The organism is Pseudomonas sp. GD03875 (genome assembly GCF_029840585.1).
Lineage (GTDB): Bacteria > Pseudomonadota > Gammaproteobacteria > Pseudomonadales > Pseudomonadaceae > Aquipseudomonas > Aquipseudomonas paralcaligenes.
On sequence record NZ_JAOCCV010000004.1, the window covers coordinates 178,702 to 197,210 of the forward strand.

19 protein-coding genes are annotated in these 18,509 nt (G+C 68.4%); 1 reads left to right on the plus strand and 18 read right to left on the minus strand.

Annotated features, from left to right (window positions below):
• Positions 1-11: 11 nt before the first annotated feature.
• From N5D30_RS05145 to N5D30_RS05210, 14 genes are all read right to left on the minus strand, one after another.
• Complete coding sequence (locus N5D30_RS05145) at positions 12-1,259, minus strand: NAD(P)/FAD-dependent oxidoreductase (protein WP_279908007.1); 1,248 nt, start codon at positions 1,257-1,259, stop codon at positions 12-14.
• A complete protein-coding gene (locus tag N5D30_RS05150; RefSeq protein WP_279908008.1) occupies positions 1,246-2,394 on the minus strand; it encodes a sodium:proton antiporter in 1,149 nt (382 codons plus the stop codon). The genes N5D30_RS05145 and N5D30_RS05150 overlap by 14 nt, the downstream gene beginning before the upstream one ends.
• Entirely contained in the window at positions 2,391-4,718 is a 2,328-nt protein-coding gene (locus N5D30_RS05155) for a hypothetical protein (RefSeq protein ID WP_279908009.1), read from the minus strand. Before N5D30_RS05155 ends, N5D30_RS05150 begins: the two co-directional genes overlap by 4 nt.
• Positions 4,708-5,283: an outer membrane lipoprotein carrier protein LolA gene (locus N5D30_RS05160; RefSeq protein ID WP_279908068.1), complete on the minus strand. Its 576-nt coding sequence runs from the start codon at positions 5,281-5,283 to the stop codon at positions 4,708-4,710. Before N5D30_RS05160 ends, N5D30_RS05155 begins: the two co-directional genes overlap by 11 nt.
• A gap of 752 nt (positions 5,284-6,035) precedes the next feature.
• The gene (locus tag N5D30_RS05165; RefSeq protein WP_279908010.1) at positions 6,036-6,461 is read right to left on the minus strand and encodes an acyl-CoA thioesterase; all 426 of its coding nucleotides are present in this window, start codon (positions 6,459-6,461) and stop codon (positions 6,036-6,038) included.
• A gap of 74 nt (positions 6,462-6,535) precedes the next feature.
• Positions 6,536-8,077: an aromatic amino acid ammonia-lyase gene (locus tag N5D30_RS05170; RefSeq protein ID WP_279908011.1), complete on the minus strand. Its 1,542-nt coding sequence runs from the start codon at positions 8,075-8,077 to the stop codon at positions 6,536-6,538.
• The gene (locus N5D30_RS05175; RefSeq protein WP_279908012.1) at positions 8,058-9,002 is read right to left on the minus strand and encodes a glycosyl transferase; all 945 of its coding nucleotides are present in this window, start codon (positions 9,000-9,002) and stop codon (positions 8,058-8,060) included. Before N5D30_RS05175 ends, N5D30_RS05170 begins: the two co-directional genes overlap by 20 nt.
• Positions 8,999-9,733 (minus strand): glycosyltransferase family 2 protein, encoded by a 735-nt coding sequence (locus N5D30_RS05180; RefSeq protein WP_279908013.1) that lies wholly within the window; start codon positions 9,731-9,733, stop codon positions 8,999-9,001. Before N5D30_RS05180 ends, N5D30_RS05175 begins: the two co-directional genes overlap by 4 nt.
• A 137-nt stretch (positions 9,734-9,870) precedes the next feature.
• Positions 9,871-11,535: an acyl-CoA synthetase family protein gene (locus N5D30_RS05185; RefSeq protein WP_279908014.1), complete on the minus strand. Its 1,665-nt coding sequence runs from the start codon at positions 11,533-11,535 to the stop codon at positions 9,871-9,873.
• Entirely contained in the window at positions 11,532-12,074 is a 543-nt protein-coding gene (locus tag N5D30_RS05190) for a hypothetical protein (RefSeq protein ID WP_279908015.1), read from the minus strand. Before N5D30_RS05190 ends, N5D30_RS05185 begins: the two co-directional genes overlap by 4 nt.
• Before the next feature lie 3 nt (positions 12,075-12,077).
• Positions 12,078-12,341 (minus strand): acyl carrier protein, encoded by a 264-nt coding sequence (locus tag N5D30_RS05195; RefSeq protein ID WP_279908016.1) that lies wholly within the window; start codon positions 12,339-12,341, stop codon positions 12,078-12,080.
• An 11-nt stretch (positions 12,342-12,352) separates the two neighbouring features.
• On the minus strand, positions 12,353-12,613 hold the full coding sequence (locus tag N5D30_RS05200) for a phosphopantetheine-binding protein (RefSeq protein ID WP_279908017.1): 261 nt from the start codon (positions 12,611-12,613) through the stop codon (positions 12,353-12,355).
• The gene (locus N5D30_RS05205) at positions 12,594-13,403 is read right to left on the minus strand and encodes a lysophospholipid acyltransferase family protein (RefSeq protein WP_279908018.1); all 810 of its coding nucleotides are present in this window, start codon (positions 13,401-13,403) and stop codon (positions 12,594-12,596) included. The genes N5D30_RS05200 and N5D30_RS05205 overlap by 20 nt, the downstream gene beginning before the upstream one ends.
• Entirely contained in the window at positions 13,376-14,092 is a 717-nt protein-coding gene (locus N5D30_RS05210; protein ID WP_279908019.1) for a beta-ketoacyl synthase chain length factor, read from the minus strand. The genes N5D30_RS05205 and N5D30_RS05210 overlap by 28 nt, the downstream gene beginning before the upstream one ends.
• Positions 14,093-14,327: 235 nt before the next feature.
• Here N5D30_RS05210 and N5D30_RS05215 point away from each other — a divergent pair, with 235 nt between their 5' ends.
• Positions 14,328-15,092 (plus strand): ParA family protein, encoded by a 765-nt coding sequence (locus tag N5D30_RS05215; protein ID WP_220814698.1) that lies wholly within the window; start codon positions 14,328-14,330, stop codon positions 15,090-15,092.
• A 187-nt stretch (positions 15,093-15,279) separates the two neighbouring features.
• Here N5D30_RS05215 and N5D30_RS05220 read toward each other — a convergent pair whose 3' ends face one another.
• The 4 genes from N5D30_RS05220 to N5D30_RS05235 form a co-directional block, all read right to left on the minus strand.
• Positions 15,280-16,071 carry a universal stress protein gene (locus N5D30_RS05220; RefSeq protein WP_220814697.1) on the minus strand — a complete coding sequence of 264 codons (792 nt, stop codon included), beginning with the start codon at positions 16,069-16,071 and terminating at the stop codon, positions 15,280-15,282.
• Positions 16,072-16,179: 108 nt separating this feature from the next.
• Positions 16,180-16,623: a YiiD C-terminal domain-containing protein gene (locus N5D30_RS05225; protein ID WP_279908020.1), complete on the minus strand. Its 444-nt coding sequence runs from the start codon at positions 16,621-16,623 to the stop codon at positions 16,180-16,182.
• Between the two features lie 89 nt (positions 16,624-16,712).
• A complete protein-coding gene (gene trxC / locus N5D30_RS05230) occupies positions 16,713-17,150 on the minus strand; it encodes a thioredoxin TrxC (protein WP_279908021.1) in 438 nt (145 codons plus the stop codon).
• 63 nt (positions 17,151-17,213) lie between these two features.
• The gene (locus N5D30_RS05235) at positions 17,214-18,491 is read right to left on the minus strand and encodes a bifunctional O-acetylhomoserine aminocarboxypropyltransferase/cysteine synthase (protein WP_279908022.1); all 1,278 of its coding nucleotides are present in this window, start codon (positions 18,489-18,491) and stop codon (positions 17,214-17,216) included.
• Positions 18,492-18,509: the final 18 nt, after the last annotated feature.

Sequence of the window (18,509 nt, forward strand, 5' to 3'; positions counted from 1 at the left end):
ACAGATGTTCCTCAGTTGCTGGCGCAGATCTCGGCCAGCACGCCCAGGCGGCGCTTGGGCTCGGCGACATAGGGGTTCTTTTCGTCCCAGGCGTAGCCGGCGAGGATCGAGCAGATCATGCGGCGGATGTCCGGCGTGGCCTTCTCGTAGAAGATCACGTCCTGGAAGGTGCCATCGTACCAACCCTGCACGTACACGCGGAACGTATCCACGCCACGCTTGAGCGGGATGGCGAACTCGTTCTCCCAATCCACCGCCTCGCCGCCGAGCTGGCGGTGCAGCAGGCCGGCGGCCATGCTCGCCGAGCGCATGGCGATGGTCACGCCGGAGCTGAATACCGGATCGAGGAATTCGGCGGCGTTGCCCAGCAGGGCGAAGCCCGGGCCATGCAGGCTCTTGACGTTGGCCGAGTAGCCGCCGATGGCGCGGGCCGGGGTATCCCACACGGCGTTTGCCACCACCTTGCTCAGCGATGGGGTTTCCGCGACGAACTGCTTGAGGCAGGCGTCGAGGTCCTTCGGGTAGCCCTCGTAGTGCTCGGCGGCGGAAACCACGCCCAGCGAACAGCGGCCGTTGCTGAACGGGATGGTCCAGAACCACACGTCGCGCAGGGTCGGGTGGGTGGTGATGAGGATCTTCTCGCGGTCGAAGCCGGAGGCCGGGTCGATGCGGTCCTCGATGTGGGTGAACACCGCCTGGCGGATCGGGAAGGACGACGGCGTGTCGAGGTCGAGCAGGCGCGGCAGCACGCGGCCGTATCCGCTGCCGTCGAGGACGAAGGCGCATTCGACCTGGTACTCGTGGCCGTCGGCCAGGCGGCGCACCGACAGGCGCGGGCAGTCGCCGCTGAAGTCGGCGGCGAAGATCTCTTCTTCGTAGCGGATTTCCACGCCCTGACGCGCGGCCTCGTCGGCCAGCAGCTTGTCGAAGTCGGCGCGGATCACCTGGTAGGTCGAACCCTGGCCCTCGGTGAATTTGTCGCGGAAGTCGAACTCGGTGTAGCGCTCGCCCCAGGCGAACGCGGCGCCATGCTTGGTCTGGAAGCCGGCTGCTTTCACCGCGTCGAGCATGCCCGCTTCCTCGACGAAGTCCAGGCAGTGCGACAGCAGGCTCTCGCCGATGGAGAAGCGCGGGAAGCGCTGGCGCTCCAGCACCAGCACGTCGTGGCCCAGGCGCTTGAGGATGGCGGCGGCGATGGCGCCGGAAGGGCCGGCACCGATGACGACGACCTGGCGTTGTTCGAATTCAGGAGACTTCATAACGACCTCTCGCTTCATGGTTATTGGCATGCCGGCCCAGCAGGGCGGGCAGCAGAGTAGAGAACAGGCTCATCAGCAACAGGCCGAAGTACACCAGCGAATCGATCAGCTGGAGTTGCAGGAGCAGGTTGAGGAAGACGATCTCGGTGAGGCCGCGGATGTTCAGCAGCAGGCTCTCGTGCCACTTGATCCGCGCCGCGGCGCTCGGGTCGGCCCAGTGCAGGCCGAGCCAGCTGCCGAGTACCTTGCTCAGCACCGGCAGCAGAATCAGGATAGCGATGACCAGCCAGGAGTAGTGTTGACCTATGCCATGGAAGTCCACGCGCAGCACGCCGAACGTCAGGATCAGCGGCACCGCCAGGCCATTCATCAGCAGCTTCCATGGCCGCGCCGGCAGCGGCAGGACGAACGGCTGCCTGAGCCAGGCCAGGCACAGCATGTAGGCGATGCCGAACACCAGGGCGTTGAGCTTGAGCTGCTGGAACAGCAGCATCAGGGCGAAGAACGGCAGGCTGTAGAGCAGTGGGTGGCGCAGCCCGAGCCCGCGCAGCAGCAGCGGTAGCGCGGCGGCCGCCAGTGGCCAGAGCAGGGCGGCGGGGTGGCTGGTGCCCTGGGCCAGGCCGAACAGGCTCCAGCACAGGAAGTCCATCAGGATCGCCGCGTGCAGCAGGCGCTTGGTCGCCGCCGCGGGGTAGCCGATGCTCTGCAGGAACAGGTACAGCACCGGGATGGCGGTGATCGAGAACAGCAGGCCGATGCCCACCGAGCTGAGCCAGCTGCGCTCGCCGGGCAGCAGCCAGAGCGAGCAGGCCAGGCCGGCCAGCATCGGCACCAGGAAGCTGGGCAGGGCGATCTTCAGGCAGGCCGGACTGAGGTCCAGGTCGATCACGTCGCTGAGGATGTAGCCCAGCAGCAGGGCGAAGCACAGGCCGTAGAGCATGCCCAGCCAGGTCGGCGCCAGCAGGTCCTGGGCGCTCAGTTGCCAGTGTGGCTCGACCCACAACAGCAGCAGGGCGGGAATCGCGATGGCCGCCACCAGCAGCTGGCCGACGATGGGGATCAGCCGGCGCCCGCCGATGACGGCGACCAGGGCATAGATCGCCAGGGCCAGCAGCCAGAATCCGAGCACGGTCACGCGAGCACCTCCTTGTGGGGCCGTGGTGCGGCCCAGGGCGAGAGCAGGAAGCAGAACATCAGGCCGAGGCTGATCGCCAGACCGAAGTTGGCGATGGCCGGGGTCTGACTGAGCAGCAGCAGGCCGAACGACAGCCAGGCGGTGAGCGCCGAGAGCAGGGTGCCGAGCAGGCTGACCGCCGGCCCGCCGATGTTCTCGCGCATCAGGATGGCGTAGTCGACGCCAATGGCGGTGATCAGCAGCAGGCCGAACAGGCTGAATAGGGTCAGCGGCTGGCCCAGCCAGCCGAGGCAGGCCAGCGCTGCCAGGGCCGAGAGCAGCGGCAGGCAGATCACCCGCAGCGCGCCGCCGAGGCCGAACGGCAGGCACAGCAGCAGGAGGATAGCGGCGCTGGAGAGCAGTTTGAGTTCGGCGGCGCTGAGCTGGGTGGCGGCGAACAGGCCGTTCAGCTCGCCCAGGCGGTCGACCAGTTGCACGCCGTCCAGCCCTTCGGCGGCCTGTTGCAGCAGGGCCGCATCGTTCAGGCCCTGCAGGCTGACGATGCCGGCTACTCCGTTCTCATGGCGGCCCAGCCAGAGCGGCCGCCAGGCTTCGCCCAGCGGGCCGGCCAGGGCCTGTTCCAGGCTCGGCTGCGCAGTTTTCAGTAGTTCATCCAGCTCGGCGCGCAGCGCGGCGTCCGGCAAGCCCAGCTCGAGCAGCGGTTGCCAGTGCTGCGGCAGCTGTTCCAGCGCGGCGCGCAGCGGCGCCAGTTCACTGTCCGGCGCGCTGAGCTGGCTGAGGGCGCGGTAGCCGCGCAGGTGGCCATCGGCGACGGCGGCGTCCAGGCGCCGGCTCAGCTCGGCCTGGCGTTGCAGCAGTTGCGCTTCGTCGGCGCCGCGCACCAGGAAGAACTGGCTGGTGGGCTGCTGGCCGGTGAGTTCGGCGATGCGCCGGGCCTCGTCCATCAGCCTTGGTTCCTGGCCCAGCCACTGGCGCAGGTCGTTCTGCGGCTTCAGCTGCCACAGGCCGCCGGCGCAGAAGGCCAGCAGGGCAAGCAGCAGCGGCCAGCTGCCGGTGCGCGCCAACAGGCGCTCACGGCCTCGTACCAGGCGCTCGGCGGCGCGCCGCAGGCTGGGCGGCGGCGCCAGGCGCAGGTTGTTCAGCCAGGCCGGTAGCAGGCACACCGAGCAGAGGAAGGCGCCGATCAGGCCGGCGGCGGAGAACAGGGCGATCTGGGTCAGCGCCGGGAAGGGCGTGAAGGCCAGCGCCAGGTAGCCGGCGAGGTTGGTGCCCAGGCTCAGGGACAGGCCCGGCAGGGTTTCGCGCAGAGCCGCCCAGCTCGACCACTGGCCGTCGCTCCAGCTCTTGCTCAGGTAGTGCTGCGGGTAGTCGGCGGCGACGCCGACCAGGCTGGCGCCGAGCACCAGGGTCAGCGCGTTGATCTGGCCGAACACCAGCACGCAGGCGGTGCAGCCGGCCAGCAGCGCCACGCCCATGGGCAGCAGGCTGACCAGCACGCGCGGGCGGCGGAAGGCGAGCAGGAGCAGCAACAGGGTGCCGAGGGTGGCGCCGCCGCCGATCAGGGCGATCTCGTGGGTGGCCTTGGCCTGGCCGGCCGCCGCGTGCAGCACGCCGCCGGCCGCCAGCAGCTGGCCGCCTGCGGCCTCGACCTGCCGGCGCAGCTCGGCCACGTCGGCGGCGATCTGCGGCGGTGCCTGCATGTCGAAGGCGTCGCCGCGGGTGCGCAGGCGCAGCAGCGCCCAGGTCATGCCCGGCTCCTGCAGCAGCAGGGCGCCGCTGCCCAGGTCGGCCTGGATGCGGCTGCCGGGGTTGAGCGTCTGCTGGGCGCGCAGGCCGAGGCCGAGCCAGTCCTGCTCGGTGGGCAGCAGGCCGAAGCCGGAGAAGGTGTCGAACAGCTGCTGCGCCCGCTGCTCGACGAAGGCGTCCGGTTGCTCGATCAGCAACTGGCGGTCGCTTGGCGCGAGCAGAGCCAGGCGGCTGGCGCGCAGCTGCTGGCGGATGCTGTCGAGGTCGGCCTGCAGGCTCCACTGCACCTTGTCGAAACCGCCGCCGGCCTGCCACTGCTCGCCGGAGCGGCGCACCAGTTCGATGGCGCGCTCGCGCTGCGGGTGGCCGACCAGGATCAGCAGTTCCCGCGACAACGGCTCCTGCATGCGCTGCTCGGCCTGCTGCACCAGCGCATCGCCTGCGCCCTGGGGCAGCAGGGCAAGCATGCTGGCCTGCACCGGCGGGCCGTCGCGCCACTGCCAGGCGGCCAGCGCCAGCAGGGCCAGCAGCAGGGCGCCGAACAGACGCGGCAGGGCTTTTTGCAGGCTAGTGGACAAGGTCGGCGCGCTCCTGCGCGGTCAATGCGTCGCCGGCCTGGCTCTGCGGCAGCTTGAGGACGGTGCGGTCGCCCTGGGTCTCGATCAGCTCGATGCGCTCGACCAGCGCACCGCCGTCGATGCGGATGGCGCTGAAGATCTGCTTGAGCAGCAGGGAGTGGGGTGTGAGCTGGAGCTGCCAGGCGTTCTGCTCGCCGCTGAGTTCGAGGTCGAAGTCGCGCTCCAGGCCGGAGCGGTCGCCCTTGAGCACGGCGAGGAACAGGCGGCTCTGCTGGGCGGCGACGTCCTGGCCGGGTTGCTGCTGCCAGCCATCGGGCGTGCGGCGGGCGATACCGGTGTCGTCGATGCGGTAGTCCTGTTTGAGGGGCTTCTGCAGCAGCCAGAGCAGGCCGTGGTCGCGGGACAGGGTGAACTGGCCCTGGCTGGTCAGCGGAGTGGGCAGGGCGCGCAGGTGCTTCTCCTGCACGAAGGGGCCGCGCACTACGGTGGGCTTGGCCAGCTGGGCGCTGAGGTCGGCCAGGTCGAAGGCGTGGGCGTATGGGGTGCATATGCTCAGGAGCAGCAGGCCAGTGGCTTTGATTTGTTGGCTGATTGCCGAGCAGGCCCGATTCGAGGGTTTCGCCCCCCCGGGCGAGTTACTTTCTTCTTGCTTGCCCAAGAAGAAAGTAACCAAAGAAGAAGGGCCCCCCGGCATCCGGGTCTGGCCTGCGGCCAGACTCCCCTCGCTCCGGCACCGCTCCGGGGGCACGCCACGAAGGGACGTCCCTGTCCCTTCGTGCCTCGCTCGGCGTCCTGCCTCGCGTCCCCCTGCGCAGTGCCTGCGCTCGGCCTCCTGACGGGGAGTCTGCGCGCCTGATACTTCGTAGGGCGAGTGAAACCCGCGAGCGGTCTGTAGGAGCGAACTCTGCTCGCGAACGGGTACTCCCTCACCGATACGCCGGCCACCCCAACCCTCTCCCGGAGGGAGAGGGGGGTGTCCGTGCAGGGCTAGAGGTTGATGCCAGCTATTCGCTGCTGATTGGACAATGAAGATTGGGCCGGGAAACGGGGTCCCCTCAGAAGGCCGAGTGGAGTTGCTCTGTAGGGGGATGAGCCGCATGGATGCGGCGAAAGGCGTAAAGGGCCATGGATGGCCCTTGTACGCCGGCCCCCGGAAGAGCAACGGAGCGAGGGAAGTCGAGCGGAGCGAGACCCGGATGTGGGGCGCGCTTTCTCTTTGGTTACTTTCTCTTTGCGCGTGCAAAGAGAAAGTGACTCGCCCGGCGGGGCGAAACAGAACGTTCAGCAAGCGTAGAAAACCAGCCGGGCGCAAACCATTCACGCAATAGCCCTCTCCACCGCCTCAACAAATACCTTTGGCGAGGCTAGCAGCATCTCCCGCGTGGCGATCTCCACCGCCACCTGCACACTGCTGCCGCGCGTCATGCGCTCCCCAGTCGCCACGTCGGTGATCAGGTAGTTGATCTTCAGCCGGCTCTCCCACTCCACCAGATCGGCCCGCACCCTGATGCGCTGGCCGAACTGCGCCCCACGGATATAACGCACCTGCAGATCGATGATCGGCCAGGCATAGCCCGCATCGCGCATCTGCCGGTAGTTGTGGCCCAGCTTGTCGAGCAGGGCGCAGCGCGCCTCCTCGAAATACTTCACGTAGTGGCCGTGCCAGACCACCTCCATCATGTCCACGTCGAAGAACGGCACGAGGATCTCGATCTCCGCCTGCAGCACGCCTTCCTTACGCATGATGAAGACTCCCGTAGGGCGGGTGAAACCCGCGAACGGCCAATGCGGGTTGCACCCGCCCTACGCAAGAGACGTTACGCATAAAGCCCCCAATGGCGGCTGCGGATGCGTTCCAGGCACAGGCGCAGCTCGCTTTCCAGGGCGCGGTCCTCGATCACCGGTGGGAAGTCCTCGGCCAGCTGCGCGCGCATGGCGGCCAGCGGTGCCGGGATGTCGGTCTTGCCGGCGCGCTCGCGCAGCCACACGCCCTGGTTGGCGGCCAGCAGGGTGGCGGCGGCGACCTGCTCGGTCAGCTCCAGGCTGCGCAGGGCATCGCGCGCGGCGATGGTGCCCATGCTCACCTTGTCCTGGTTGTGGCACTCGGTGGAGCGGGAGAACACGCTGGCCGGCATGGTGTTCTTCAGCGCTTCGGCGGTCCAGGCGCTGGTGCCGATCTGTACGGCCTTGAAGCCGTGGTTGATCATCGCGGTCTCCGCCGGGGCGCCGGACAGGTTGCTCGGCAGGCCGTGGTTGTAGCGGGTGTCGACCAGCAGGGCGAGCTGGCGGTCGAGCAGGTCGGCGACGTTGCCGACCAGGTTCTTCAGGCTGTCCATGGCGAAGGCGATGTGCCCGCCGTAGAAGTGGCCGCCGTGCAGGGTGCGCTCGGTCTCGGCGTCGAACAGCGGGTTGTCGTTGGCGCTGTTCAGTTCGATCTCGATGAACTGCCGCAGCAGGCCCAGGCTGTCGGCCAGCACGCCGAGCACGTGCGGCGCGCAGCGTAGCGAGTAGCGATCCTGCAGGCGGTGCAGCGGCGGCAGCGGCTCGGCCACGGCCAGGTCCTGGCGCAGCCAGGCGGCGATCTGGGTCTGGCCCGGGTGTGGCTTGGCGGCGAACAGGCGCTCGTCGAAGTGTTCCGGATTGCCCTCCAGCGCCACCACGTTGAGCGCTGTGATGCGGGTGGCCAGCTGCAGCAGGTAGTCGGCGCGCGAATAGGCCAGGCAGGCCAGGGCAGTCATCACTGCGGTGCCGTTCATCAGCGCCAGCGCTTCTTTCGGGCGCAGGGTCAGCGGCGTCCAGCCGAGTTCCTTATGCACGTCCGCCGAGCTGCGCCGTTCGCCCTTGTACAGCACCTCGCGCTCACCGCTGAGGGTGGCGGCGACGTAGGACAGCGGGGTCAGGTCGCCGCTGGCGCCGACCGAACCCTCTTCCGGGATCAGCGGCAGCACGTCGTGCTCGAGGAAGGCCTGCAGGCGTTCCAACAGCTCCACGCGCACGCCCGACACGCCATGGCACAGCGACTGCAGGCGCGCGGCCAGCACGGCGCGGGTGCTGGCCTCGTCGAGCAGCTTGCCCAGGCCGCAGCCGTGGAAGGTGAACAGGTGCTTGGGCAGCGCCTCGACCTGGTGCAGCGGCACGGCCACCACGCAGGAGTCGCCGTAGCCGGTGGTGACGCCGTAGATCACGCCTTCCTTGTCCAGCAGGGTGTCGAGGAAGCGCGCGCCCTTGGCGATCTTCTCGCGATAGGCGGCATCGTTCTGCAACTGGGCTCGGGCGTCGCGCTGGGACAGGGCGACCACCTGCTCGATGGTCAGCGGTTGTTCGCCGAAGGTCACGTGGTCAAGCGGATAGGTCGTCATGCTCGTTCCAGAACGGGTAGAAGTTGAACCATTGTCGCGGAGCGTTCAGGCAGCGTTCGCCAAGACGCTCGGCATAGCGTTGTACCCAGCCGCGGATCACCTCGTCGCGCTCCCGGCGCGTCCACCGCACGCGCTCGGCGAAGGGTTCTAGGAGCACCTGGTAGCGGCCGTCGATCTTCAGGCAGCTCATCAGGTTGACCGGGCATTGCAGGAGCCCGGCCAGCAGCCAGGGCCCCTGGGGGAAAGCGGCGGGCTTGCCGAGGAAGTCCACCGTGACGTTGCGTCCGCCGTGCAGCGGCACGCGGTCGCCGGCGATGGCCAGCCACTCGCCGCGCTCCAGGCGCTCGGACAGCTGCAGCATGATCGCCGCGTCCAGTTCGCTGACCTGGATCAGCCGCACGTGGCTGGCGCCGGCCTCGCCCAACAGGCGGTTGAACTGCTCGGCGTGCTTGGTGTGCACCAGCACGTTCATCTGCACCTTCTCGCCCAGCTCGGCCAGGGCGCGGCAGACCTCGAGGTTGCCCAGGTGGGCGCCGACCAGCATCTGCCCACGCGGATCGCGGTGCAGATGGTCGCGCAGGCCGTGGGGATCGACCAAGGTGATCCTGTCCAGGCCGAGGCGGCCGTTCCATACGTCGAGCTTGTCCAGCAGGGCGTCGGCGAAGGCCATGAATTGGGCGAATACCGAGCCGAAGCGCGGCGCCAGGTCGGCGCGGCCGCTCCAGGCCGCCAGGTTGCGCTGGTACTGGTGGATGCTGCGCCGCGCCTGGCGGCCACGCACGAAGAAGTACAGGACGATGAGGTAGAGCAGCGGGGTCAGTGCGCGGCGGCCGAGCACACGCACGGCGCCGGCGGTGAATTTCATCAGCAGGAAGCTGCCGCGCTCGCGTTGGCCGGCCCAGTGTTCGGCCTTCTGCGCGTTCATCCACGCCACCTGCGCCAGAGGATCAGCGGTGCGCGCAGGAGCATGCCGAAGAACAGCTTGGCGTGCATCTTGGAGATCAGCGCGTTGTCGTGCAGCAGGCGGAAGTGCGACAGGCCGTCGAGCGGGTAGTGCACCTTGGTCGGCAGCCACTGCATCGGCTGGTTGCGCCAGGCCAGGCGCACCAGGATTTCCGGGTCGAAGTCCATGCGCTTGCCCAGGTTGCTGGCCTCGATCAGCGCCACCGTGGCCGGCAGCGGGTAGACGCGGAAGCCGCACATGGCATCGCGGATCGACAGCGACAGGCTGTTGATCCACACCCACACGTGGGTCAGGTAGCGCGCGTACAGACGGCCCTTCGGCACGCTGGCGTCGTACTGCGGGTAGCCGCAGACCAGCGCCTGCGGATGATCGCGGGAGGTGGCGAGGAAGGTGGCGATATCGGCCAGGTCGTGCTGGCCGTCGGCGTCCACCTGCAGGGCGTGGGAAAAGCCCAGGCGCTGGGCCTCGCGCAGGCCTGCCATCACTGCGCCGCCCTTGCCCTGGTTGAGCGGCAGGCGTACCAGATGGGTGTCCGCCTGTCTGGCCAGGTCATCCATCACCGCCGCGCACTCCGCGCTGGAGGCATCGTCCACCAGCACGCAGGGCAGGCCCGCTTCGTGCAATGCGGCGACCACTACAGGCAGGGCATGCTCGTGGTTGTACACCGGGATGACGGCGCAGGGCTTATGCATGAATGAGCTCCCCACTTCTCGTCATTCCCGCGCAGGCGGGAATCCAGTGGGCACGGAGATCGGTGCGGGCCTGGTCTGGATTCCCGCCTGCGCGGGGATGACGGAAGAATGAAGCGGCGCGGGGTCGCATGCCGGGCTTATGCACTGGCGGCCCCCAGCAGGATGCGGCCCGACGAGCAGGCCGCCTCGCCGTTGCGGTAGGCGAAGTACAGCTTGCCACGCTCGGCGTCGAAACGCAGGGTCAGTTGCAGGCGGTCGCCAGGGCGGACCAGCTGCTGGAACTTCAGCACTTCCATGCCGCAGAAGCGCGGCGGAAGGTCGTCGATCAGACCGCGTGCGAGCTGCTGGGCCCAGTCGACCTGCACCACGCCGGGCAGCACCGGGGTCTGGGGGAAGTGGCCGGTGAAGTGGGCCAGGTCCGGCGGCACGTCCAGTTCCAGCTGCCACTCGCCGTCGATCAGTTCGGCCTTGCGCGGCTCGACTCGGATCGGCCGTGGCGCGGCGACCAGCTCGTCGACCTGGCTCTGCGCCAGCTTGCCCTGGCTGCTGTAGGGCAGCTCCAGCAGCAGGCGCCAGCGGCGCGGCAGGGCGATAGCCTCGCAGTGGCCGGCCAGGTGGCGGCGCAGGGTTTCGGTGAGGGTCTTGCGGCCCTGGTTGCGCAGGGCGTGCAGGCCGGCCGGGCTCAGCGCCAGCAGGGCGCCGAGGAAGGCGCGGCCTTCCTGGATCACGCCGAGGCGGGCGTCGGTCACCCATTCATGATTGAGCAGGGCCTGTTCCAGCATGGGCAGGGAGATGCGCTTTTCTTCCAGTTTGACGATGCGGTCCAGCCGTCCGCGCAGGGCGAAGTGACCGTCGGCCCGCAGCTCGGCGGCGTCGGCGCTCTGCTCGATGTGCCCGGCCGGCAGGTAGGGCGAGGCGATGCGCAGGGCGCCTTCGTCGTTCAGGCTCAGCTCCACGCCGACGAACGGCGTCCACAGCTCGCCGCCCTGGCGCCAGGCGATGCCGCCGGTCTCGGAGCTGCCGTAGATTTCGGTAGGGCTCTGGCCGAGCTGCTCGCCCAGCTCGGCGGAAACGTCCGCCGGCAGCGCGCCACCGGAAGAAAACACCCGGCGTACCGAGCCCAAGGCCTGCCAGTCGAGGTTGTCGCCCATTCGTTTCAACAAGGCGGGGCTGGCGACCCAGGCGAAGGCCGGCTGGCCTAGGCTCTCGCGCTGCAGATCCTCGGGGAAGGGCAGGGCACGGCGCCAGAACGGGCGGCCGGCGCACAGCGGCCAGAGCACGCGGAACAGCAGGCCGTAGATGTGCTGGGCGGCGACGCTGCCGAGGATGGTCGCGCCGGCCAGATCGGCGCCCCACAGCCGCTCCAGGGCCTCGACCTCGTTGGCCAGCTGGCGCAGGGACTTGTCGATCAGCTTGGGTTCGCCGCTGGAGCCGGAGGTGCACAGGGTCAGGCGGCAGGTGTCGAGGTCGAGGGCGGCGGGAGACAGCGGCTCGCCATCCAGCTCGTCGAGCGAGTCCAGCCACAGATCGGCCTGTTCGGCGAGACGCTGGCGGTTCTGCTCCTGGGCGTCGGCCGGCAGCAGCACGGCGGCGCCGGCGCGCCAGGCGCCGAGCAGGGCGATGGCCAGTTCGCCGGCATCCTCCAGGTACAGCGCCACGCGACGCACGCCGCGTGCCTTCAGGGCGCCGGCCAGGCGCAGGGCGCGCTGCTGCAGCTGGGCATGGTCGAGCGCCGGCTCCAGCGCCACGGCGCGGCCGGTCAGGGGTTGCAGCAGCTGATCGGCGATTCCCAGCCAGCTCATCCATCTCTCCTTACCCGCTGGCGGATCAGCCACTCAGCGGCGAACAACAGCCCCATCAGGGCATAGGCGATCAGCCCGGTGTAGAGCGTCCACCAGGCCAGCGGCGCCCACAGGGTCAGTGCCACCACCACCAGGGCGTTGGCCAGGAAGAACCCTGCCCAGACCCCGGTCACCTTGCGCGTGTAGCGCACCGCGTGCGCCGGCAGTTCCGGCTCGCGCAGGCGCGCCAGGCGCTCGACCAGCGGCGGGCCGTAGATCAGGCTGAGGCCGAACAGGGCCAGCAGCATCAGGTTCAGCAGCACCGGGTACCAGCGCAGCAGCGCCGGCTCGCCGGCCAGGCCGAGCAGGACGCAGAAGGCCAGCGCGGCACCGGCCATCCAGCGGCTGCCCGGCTTGCCCTGGCTCAATGCCCGGGCGAGCCACAGGCCGCCGAGCAGGACGGCGAACAGGCGCGGCGACAGATGCTCCATCCCGTAGTACACGGCGAACGGATAGAGCAGACCGGCCAGCACCAGCAGCAGGCCGAGCAGGCGTCCCATGGGTCAGCTGGCGGCCGCTTCGGCGTTGATCAGCTGGTACACGGCCTCGACCACGTCGCCGACGGTGCGCACGGCCTTGAATTCCTCGGCGGCGATCTTCTTGCCGGTCTGGCGCTTGATGTGGTCGATCAGGTCGACGGCGTCGATGCTGTCGATCTCCAGGTCCTGGTACAGGTTGGCTTCGAGGGTGACGCGCTCGGCGTCCAGCTCGAACAGCTCCACCAGGGCGTCACGCAGGGTGGCGAAAATCTCATCACGGCTTTGCATCGCGAACGTCCTCAGGCTGCCTGTTTCGAGGCGACGAAAGCCGCCAGGCTGGCCACGTTGGCGAAGTGTTGGCGGGTGTCCTTGGCCTCGGCGTCGATCTTGATGCCGAAACGCTTCTGGATGGCCAGGCCCAGTTCCAGTGCGTCCACCGAGTCCAGGCCCAGGCCTTCGCCGAACAGGGTCAGGTCGGCGGCGATGTCCTCGGCGGCCATGTCTTCCAGGCCGAGGGCGTCGATGATCAGGTTCTTGATCTCAAGCTGCAGATCGCTCATCTGTTGCGAGCTCCTTCATGAAGTGTTGATGCAGGTGGTCATTGAGCTTGCGCGAGGCAATCGGCAGCGGGGCCTGCTCGGTGTATTGCCGCGGGTCGATATCCTCCCCGACCCGCAGGCGAAAATGGAAACGACGCGACGGAATGCTGTACCAGGGTTCGGCCTTGGTCAGCGTGGTCGGCGTCACACTGATCGCCACCGGGGTGACGATACGCGCGCCGCGCACCGCGATGGCTGCGGCGCCGCGGTGGAACTCCGGGGCCTGCCCCGGCGTGGTGCGCGTGCCCTCGGGGAACACGATCAGGGTCTGGCCCTGCTGCAGCGCGCCGGCGGCCTCGTCGAGCATGTCCATGCTGCCGCTGTTGCTGATGTACTCGGCGGCGCGGATGGGGCCGCGCATGCAGGGATTGTCCCACAGGCTCTGCTTGACCACGCAATTGGCGTCGCGGATGAAGGCGATCAGCACCACCACGTCGATCAGCGAGGGGTGGTTGGCGATCACCATCTGCCCCGGACGGCCCAGGCGCTCGGCGCCCTCGACCTCGTAGGTCAGCACGCCGCTGCGGAACATGAACTGGACGAACCAGTAGAAGACGCGGCTGACCACGGCCCGGGCGCGGGTGCGGCGGGCCAGGGCGTCGCCCGGCAGCAGCGCCAGCAGCGGGAACACCACCAGGCGCAGCAGCACGCCACCCATGCCGAACAGGGTGAAGCTCAGCGCGGTGGCGATCAGGCGCCACCAGTAGGGCGCGCTGTACGGGCTCAGGCCCTGATGCGTGACCAGTTCCATTGCCGGCGTTTCCAGTGGTGTTGCAGGGAGCCCGCGTCGCTCGTCAGCGCACGGACCAGTTCGAGGGCATGGGGCCAGTCGGCTCGTGGACCGCGGCCTTCGGCCAGGTCCAGTCGCCATTCTTCGCCCGGGCGCAGCAGCAGGGCTACGGCATAGGGGAAGGGCACGTCGTCGATATAGGGGCCGTACAGCGCGGGCGGGGTTTCCTCGGCGACGACCAGCAGCACGTCCGGGGCGCCTTCGCCGAGCAGGACGGCGGCTTCCAGCAGGGCCTGCTCCAGGCCGTCGCCCTCGGCCGCCAGGGCGGTCATCTCGCTGGTGTCGCCACGCTGGATCGACCACAGGCCGATGATGGCGTTGTGCACCGAGAGGCTGAACTGGGTCGGCGACAGGGGCTCGTCCCGGGCCAGGTCCTCGAGGATCGCGAGGGTGCGCGGCGTTTCGCCGTGGCGCGAGGCGAACACCAGCGGCATGGGGCCGTATTCTTCGGCCAGCGGCCAGGCGACGTGGAAGGCCATCCGCGCCAGGCGGCTCAGGCGGCGACGCTGCAGGGCCGGAAGGAAGCCGACATCGGGCTGTTCGCCGCCGTCACGCGGGGCGAAGGGGGCCTGTTGCCAGGCGTGCCAGTCGGCTGCGCTGTCCAGGCCGGGAGCCCAGGCGCGCCATTGTTCGATCCTGAAATTCGTCACGCTGAGAGCTCTATCTCGGCCCTGCCGAGGGCATCCTTGTGTACTGCGATCTGCCCGTGGGAAAGGGTGCCGGGAAAATGGCGAGGTGGGCCGCATTATCCAGACGGTGCGCGGGCCGTGCAAATCTTGACAGGTCCGTCCTGACCGGAGGTCGGCCGCCGCCGGTGCTTATTCCTCGCCCTTGCGACGGGGTTTGCATAGAATCCCCAACCATCTGCGATCAGGGAGGTGTGACATGCGGCGCGTGGTGTTCAATCAGAAGGGCGGCGTGGGCAAGTCCAGCATTGCCTGCAACCTGGCGGCGGTCAGCGCGGCCGAGGGCTACCGGACCCTGCTCATCGACCTGGATGCCCAGGCCAACTCCACCCACTACCTCACCGGCCTGACCGGCGACGACATCCCCATGGGGATCGCCGACTTCTTCAAGCAGACTCTCTCGGCCACTTCCTTCAAGAAGGGCAAGGTGGACATCTACGAGACGCCCTTCGACAACCTGCACGTGATCACCGCCACGGCCGAGCTGGCCGAGCTGCAGCCGAAGCTGGAGCAGAAGCACAAGATCAACAAGCTGCGCAAACTGCTCGAAGACCTGGCCGAGGACTATGACCGGATCTACCTGGACACCCCGCCGGCGCTGAATTTCTACACGGTTTCCGCGCTGATCGCCGCCGATCGCGTGCTGATCCCCTTCGATTGCGACAGCTTCTCGCGCAATGCGCTGTACGGCCTGCTGCAGGAAATCGAAGAGCTGAAGGACGACCACAACGAGGATCTGGAAGTGGAAGGCATCGTGGTCAACCAGTTCCAGCCGCGCGCGACCCTGCCGCAGCAGCTGCTCGACGAGCTGATCGCGGAAGGGCTGCCGGTGCTGCCGGTGAACCTGATGAGTTCGGTGAAGATGCGTGAGTCCCACCAGGCCTGCACCCCGCTGATCCATCTGGACCGCAGCCACAAGCTGACCCAACAGTTCGTTGAGCTGCACAACCTGCTGGAAAGCTGATTTCCTGCGATGCGCCCTGTGTATTACTGATGGTGCGGAGAGGGCTGCCGTAGGGTGCGCCGTGCGCACCAGCAGGCCCGTACAGGGAGCGCACCCTACATGAGCAAAAGGCGCCTTCGGGCGCCTTTTTCGTGGGCTGGGTGCAACCCGCGTGGTGTCGATTTCGGCGGCGCGGGTTTCACCCGTCCTACCGCACCACGAAGATGTCGCAGGGCGCCTTGTGCAGGTAATGCTGCGCCAGGCTGCCGAGCAGGGCCTGGGACAGGGCGCTGCGCCCGTGGCTGCCCAGTACCAGCAACTGCGGCTGGTGGGTGGTGATGTGCTCCTGCAGGGTGCGCAGGATGCCGCCGGTGCGCACTTCGTGGCTGAGCCTGGGCGCCTCGGGCGGCAGGCGCAGCGATTCGTCGTGGATCAGCTGGTCGATCAGCGCGCGCTGGGTCAGCAGCTCGGCTTCCTGGGCATTGCCCTTCTGCGGCTCGAACACGTGCAGGGCATGCACGTTCGCCTCGCCGGGCAGCAGCAGGCAGGCCTGGTGCAGGGCGGTGCAGGCGCACAGGGAGAAGTCGATGGCGGCCACGGCGCTGCGGTAGGGCTCGGCCTCGTCGCGGGCGGCGAGCAGCAGCGGCACCGGGCAGCGCCGGGCGATGCGGTCCAGGGTGGTGCCGGAGAAGAATTCGTGGCGCTGGTGGTGGGCGCCCAGCACCAGCAGGTCGGCGCCGGTCTGCTGCACCTGCTCCAGCACGCCGTCGGCGGGCTTGCCCTGGCACAGGCGCAACTGGCTGCCGGGCGGCGCGTATTCGGTGAGGTTGCGGTCCAGGGTCTGCTCGATGCGCTCGCGCTCGGCCTGATCGAGCTTGGGGTCGAACACGTGCAGCAGCGTGAGTCTGGCGTTGTGCTGGCGGGCCAACTGGCTGGCCCGCCGCAGTGCGAGGTCGGCAGTACTGCGCAAATCATGGGCAATCAGAATGTGGCCTGTCATTTCGTCCCCTCTATGGCGCGATTGTGGCGCCGCGCTGTGAACCTCTGAGGGTTCTTACTGTGGTCTCCTTTGATAGACCCGCTTTTGATTCAGGGCAAGTTCCGTGTGTCAGTGTTTGCGCAATTGATACAGAGCGCTCGTTTCTGCCACCACTTCGCCAGCCGTATCGAGCAGTTGCAATTCGAGGCGGTAGTCGGCCTTGCCGGCGCGCTCGGCCTCGGACTGGATGCGTTCGATCTCCGCCCCATCGAGGCGCGCCTCGACCGAGATGTCGCTGGTCGCCGGGCGGCGGAAGCGCAGGTTCATTTCCTTGATCAGCGGATAGAAGCGCTGCACGTCGAAGCTGGTCAGGAACAGCGCGCCGCCGGGAATCTCGGCCAGGGTGAACAGGGCGCCGGCGTAGAGCGTACCGATGTGGTTCTGGTTGCCGGCCAGCGGCATGCGCAGGCGGACGAAGCCCAGCTGCAGCTCCTCGGCCTTGAGGCCGCTGCGTCTGACGAAATCGATCTTCTCTTCGGTGAATGCGCGGGCCATCTCGGCGGGTAGCGGCATGGCGGGGCTCCTCGTGTGGATGTCCCGAGACTAGCCGCTGCCTGCCGTGGAGCAATGACCGCGGCGCTCGCCGCGGCTGACCGATCCGCTCAGGCGATGCCCTGGCCGCGCAGCCAGCCGAGCAGCTGCGGCAGGGGCAGGGCGCCGGACTGGCGGCCGACCTCCACGCCTCCGCGGAACAGGATCAGACTGGGAATGGAGCGGATGCCGAGTTGGCCGGCCAGCTGCGGGTTGGCCTCGCTGTCCAGCTTGCCCAGGCGGCAGCGTCCGCGCAGCTGGGCGGCGGCCTGGGCGAAGGTCGGCGCGAATGACTTGCACGGCCCGCACCAGTCGGCCCAGACATCCACCAGCAGCGGCAGGTCGCCCTTGAGCTGCGCCGCGAAGCTGGCCTGGGACAGTTCGAACGGGGTGCCGGGCAACACCTCGCTCTTGCAGCGGCCGCAGTGCGGCGCGTCGCCCAGGCGCTCGGCCGGGATTCGGTTGAGGCCGGCGCAACTCGGACAGGGAATCAGCAGGGGATCGCTCATGATCGGCTCCAGTGAGGAATCCTGTCCTATCTGGAGCCGATCCCGGCGCTTTGCAAGGGCCGATCAGCCGCGCGCGGCCTCCAGCGCCTGCTCCAGGTCGGCGCGGATGTCGTCGAAGTGCTCGATGCCGATCGACAGGCGCACCATGTCACGCGGCACGCCGGCCTTCTCCAGTTCCTCGTCGTTGAGCTGGCGATGGGTGGTGGAGGCCGGGTGGCAGGCCAGCGACTTGGCGTCGCCGATGTTGACCAGGCGCACCACCAGCTTGAGCGCGTCGATGAAGCGCGCGCCGGCCTCCTGCCCGCCCTGGATGCCGAAGGACAGGATCGCCGCCGGCCTGCCGTCCATGTAGCGCTGCGCCAGCGGGTATTCCGGATGGTCCTCCAGGCCGGCGTATTTCACCCAGGCCACCTGCGGGTGCTGGCGCAGGTACTGGGCGACCTTGAGGGCGTTCTCGCAGTGCCGCTCCATGCGCAGGGCCAGGGTTTCCAGCCCCTGCAGGATGAGGAAGGCGTTGAACGGCGACAGCGCCGCGCCGGTGTTGCGCAGCGGCACCACGCGGCAGCGGCCGATGAAGGCGGCGGGGCCGAAGGCCTCGGTGTAGGTCACGCCGTGGTAGGACGGGTCCGGCGTGTTGAGCAGCGGGAAGCGCGCCTTATTCTCGGCCCAGGGGAATTTGCCGGAGTCGACCACGATGCCGCCGATGCTGGTGCCGTGGCCGCCGATGTACTTGGTCAGCGAGTGCACGACGATGTCGGCACCGTGATCGAAGGGGCGGCAGAGGATCGGCGTGGCCACCGTGTTGTCGACGATCAGCGGCACGCCGTGGCGGTGCGCGGCATCGGCCAGGGCCTGCAGGTCGACGATGTTGCCGGCCGGGTTGCCGATGGACTCGCAGAATACCGCCTTGGTCCTGTCGTCGATCAGTGCTTCAAGCGCGGCGATGTCGTCGTGGGCGGCGAAGCGGGTCTGGATGCCGAAGCGCGGCAGGGTGTGGGCCAGCAGGTTGTAGGTGCCGCCGTACAGCTTGGCCACCGAGACGATGTTGTCGCCGGCCTCGGCGACGGTCTGGATGGCGTAGGTGATGGCCGCCATGCCCGAGGCCACGGCCAGCGCGCCGACGCCGCCCTCGAGCGCGGCGATGCGTTGCTCCAGCACGTCGTTGGTGGGGTTCATGATGCGCGTGTAGATGTTGCCGGCGACCTTCAGGTCGAACAGGTCGGCACCGTGCTGGGTGTCGTCGAAGGCGTAGGAACTGGTCTGGTAGATCGGCACCGCCACCGCCTTGGTGGTCGGGTCCGGGCTGTAGCCGGCGTGGATGGCGAGTGTTTCCGGTTTCATGCAAGGCGTTCCTTCAGA

Coding starts and splice junctions, on each gene's coding strand:
- N5D30_RS05145 (WP_279908007.1), bottom strand. CDS start 1,259: ATGAAGTCTCCTGAATTCGAACAACGCCAGGTCGTCGTCATCGGTGCC.
- N5D30_RS05165 (WP_279908010.1), bottom strand. CDS start 6,461: ATGCGTAAGGAAGGCGTGCTGCAGGCGGAGATCGAGATCCTCGTGCCG.
- N5D30_RS05170 (WP_279908011.1), bottom strand. CDS start 8,077: ATGACGACCTATCCGCTTGACCACGTGACCTTCGGCGAACAACCGCTG.
- N5D30_RS05175 (WP_279908012.1), bottom strand. CDS start 9,002: ATGAACGCGCAGAAGGCCGAACACTGGGCCGGCCAACGCGAGCGCGGC.
- N5D30_RS05180 (WP_279908013.1), bottom strand. CDS start 9,733: ATGCATAAGCCCTGCGCCGTCATCCCGGTGTACAACCACGAGCATGCC.
- N5D30_RS05185 (WP_279908014.1), bottom strand. CDS start 11,535: ATGAGCTGGCTGGGAATCGCCGATCAGCTGCTGCAACCCCTGACCGGC.
- N5D30_RS05190 (WP_279908015.1), bottom strand. CDS start 12,074: ATGGGACGCCTGCTCGGCCTGCTGCTGGTGCTGGCCGGTCTGCTCTAT.
- N5D30_RS05195 (WP_279908016.1), bottom strand. CDS start 12,341: ATGCAAAGCCGTGATGAGATTTTCGCCACCCTGCGTGACGCCCTGGTG.
- N5D30_RS05200 (WP_279908017.1), bottom strand. CDS start 12,613: ATGAGCGATCTGCAGCTTGAGATCAAGAACCTGATCATCGACGCCCTC.
- N5D30_RS05205 (WP_279908018.1), bottom strand. CDS start 13,403: ATGGAACTGGTCACGCATCAGGGCCTGAGCCCGTACAGCGCGCCCTAC.
- N5D30_RS05215 (WP_220814698.1), top strand. CDS start 14,328: ATGCGGCGCGTGGTGTTCAATCAGAAGGGCGGCGTGGGCAAGTCCAGC.
- N5D30_RS05220 (WP_220814697.1), bottom strand. CDS start 16,071: ATGACAGGCCACATTCTGATTGCCCATGATTTGCGCAGTACTGCCGAC.
- N5D30_RS05225 (WP_279908020.1), bottom strand. CDS start 16,623: ATGCCGCTACCCGCCGAGATGGCCCGCGCATTCACCGAAGAGAAGATC.
- trxC (WP_279908021.1), bottom strand. CDS start 17,150: ATGAGCGATCCCCTGCTGATTCCCTGTCCGAGTTGCGCCGGCCTCAAC.
- N5D30_RS05235 (WP_279908022.1), bottom strand. CDS start 18,491: ATGAAACCGGAAACACTCGCCATCCACGCCGGCTACAGCCCGGACCCG.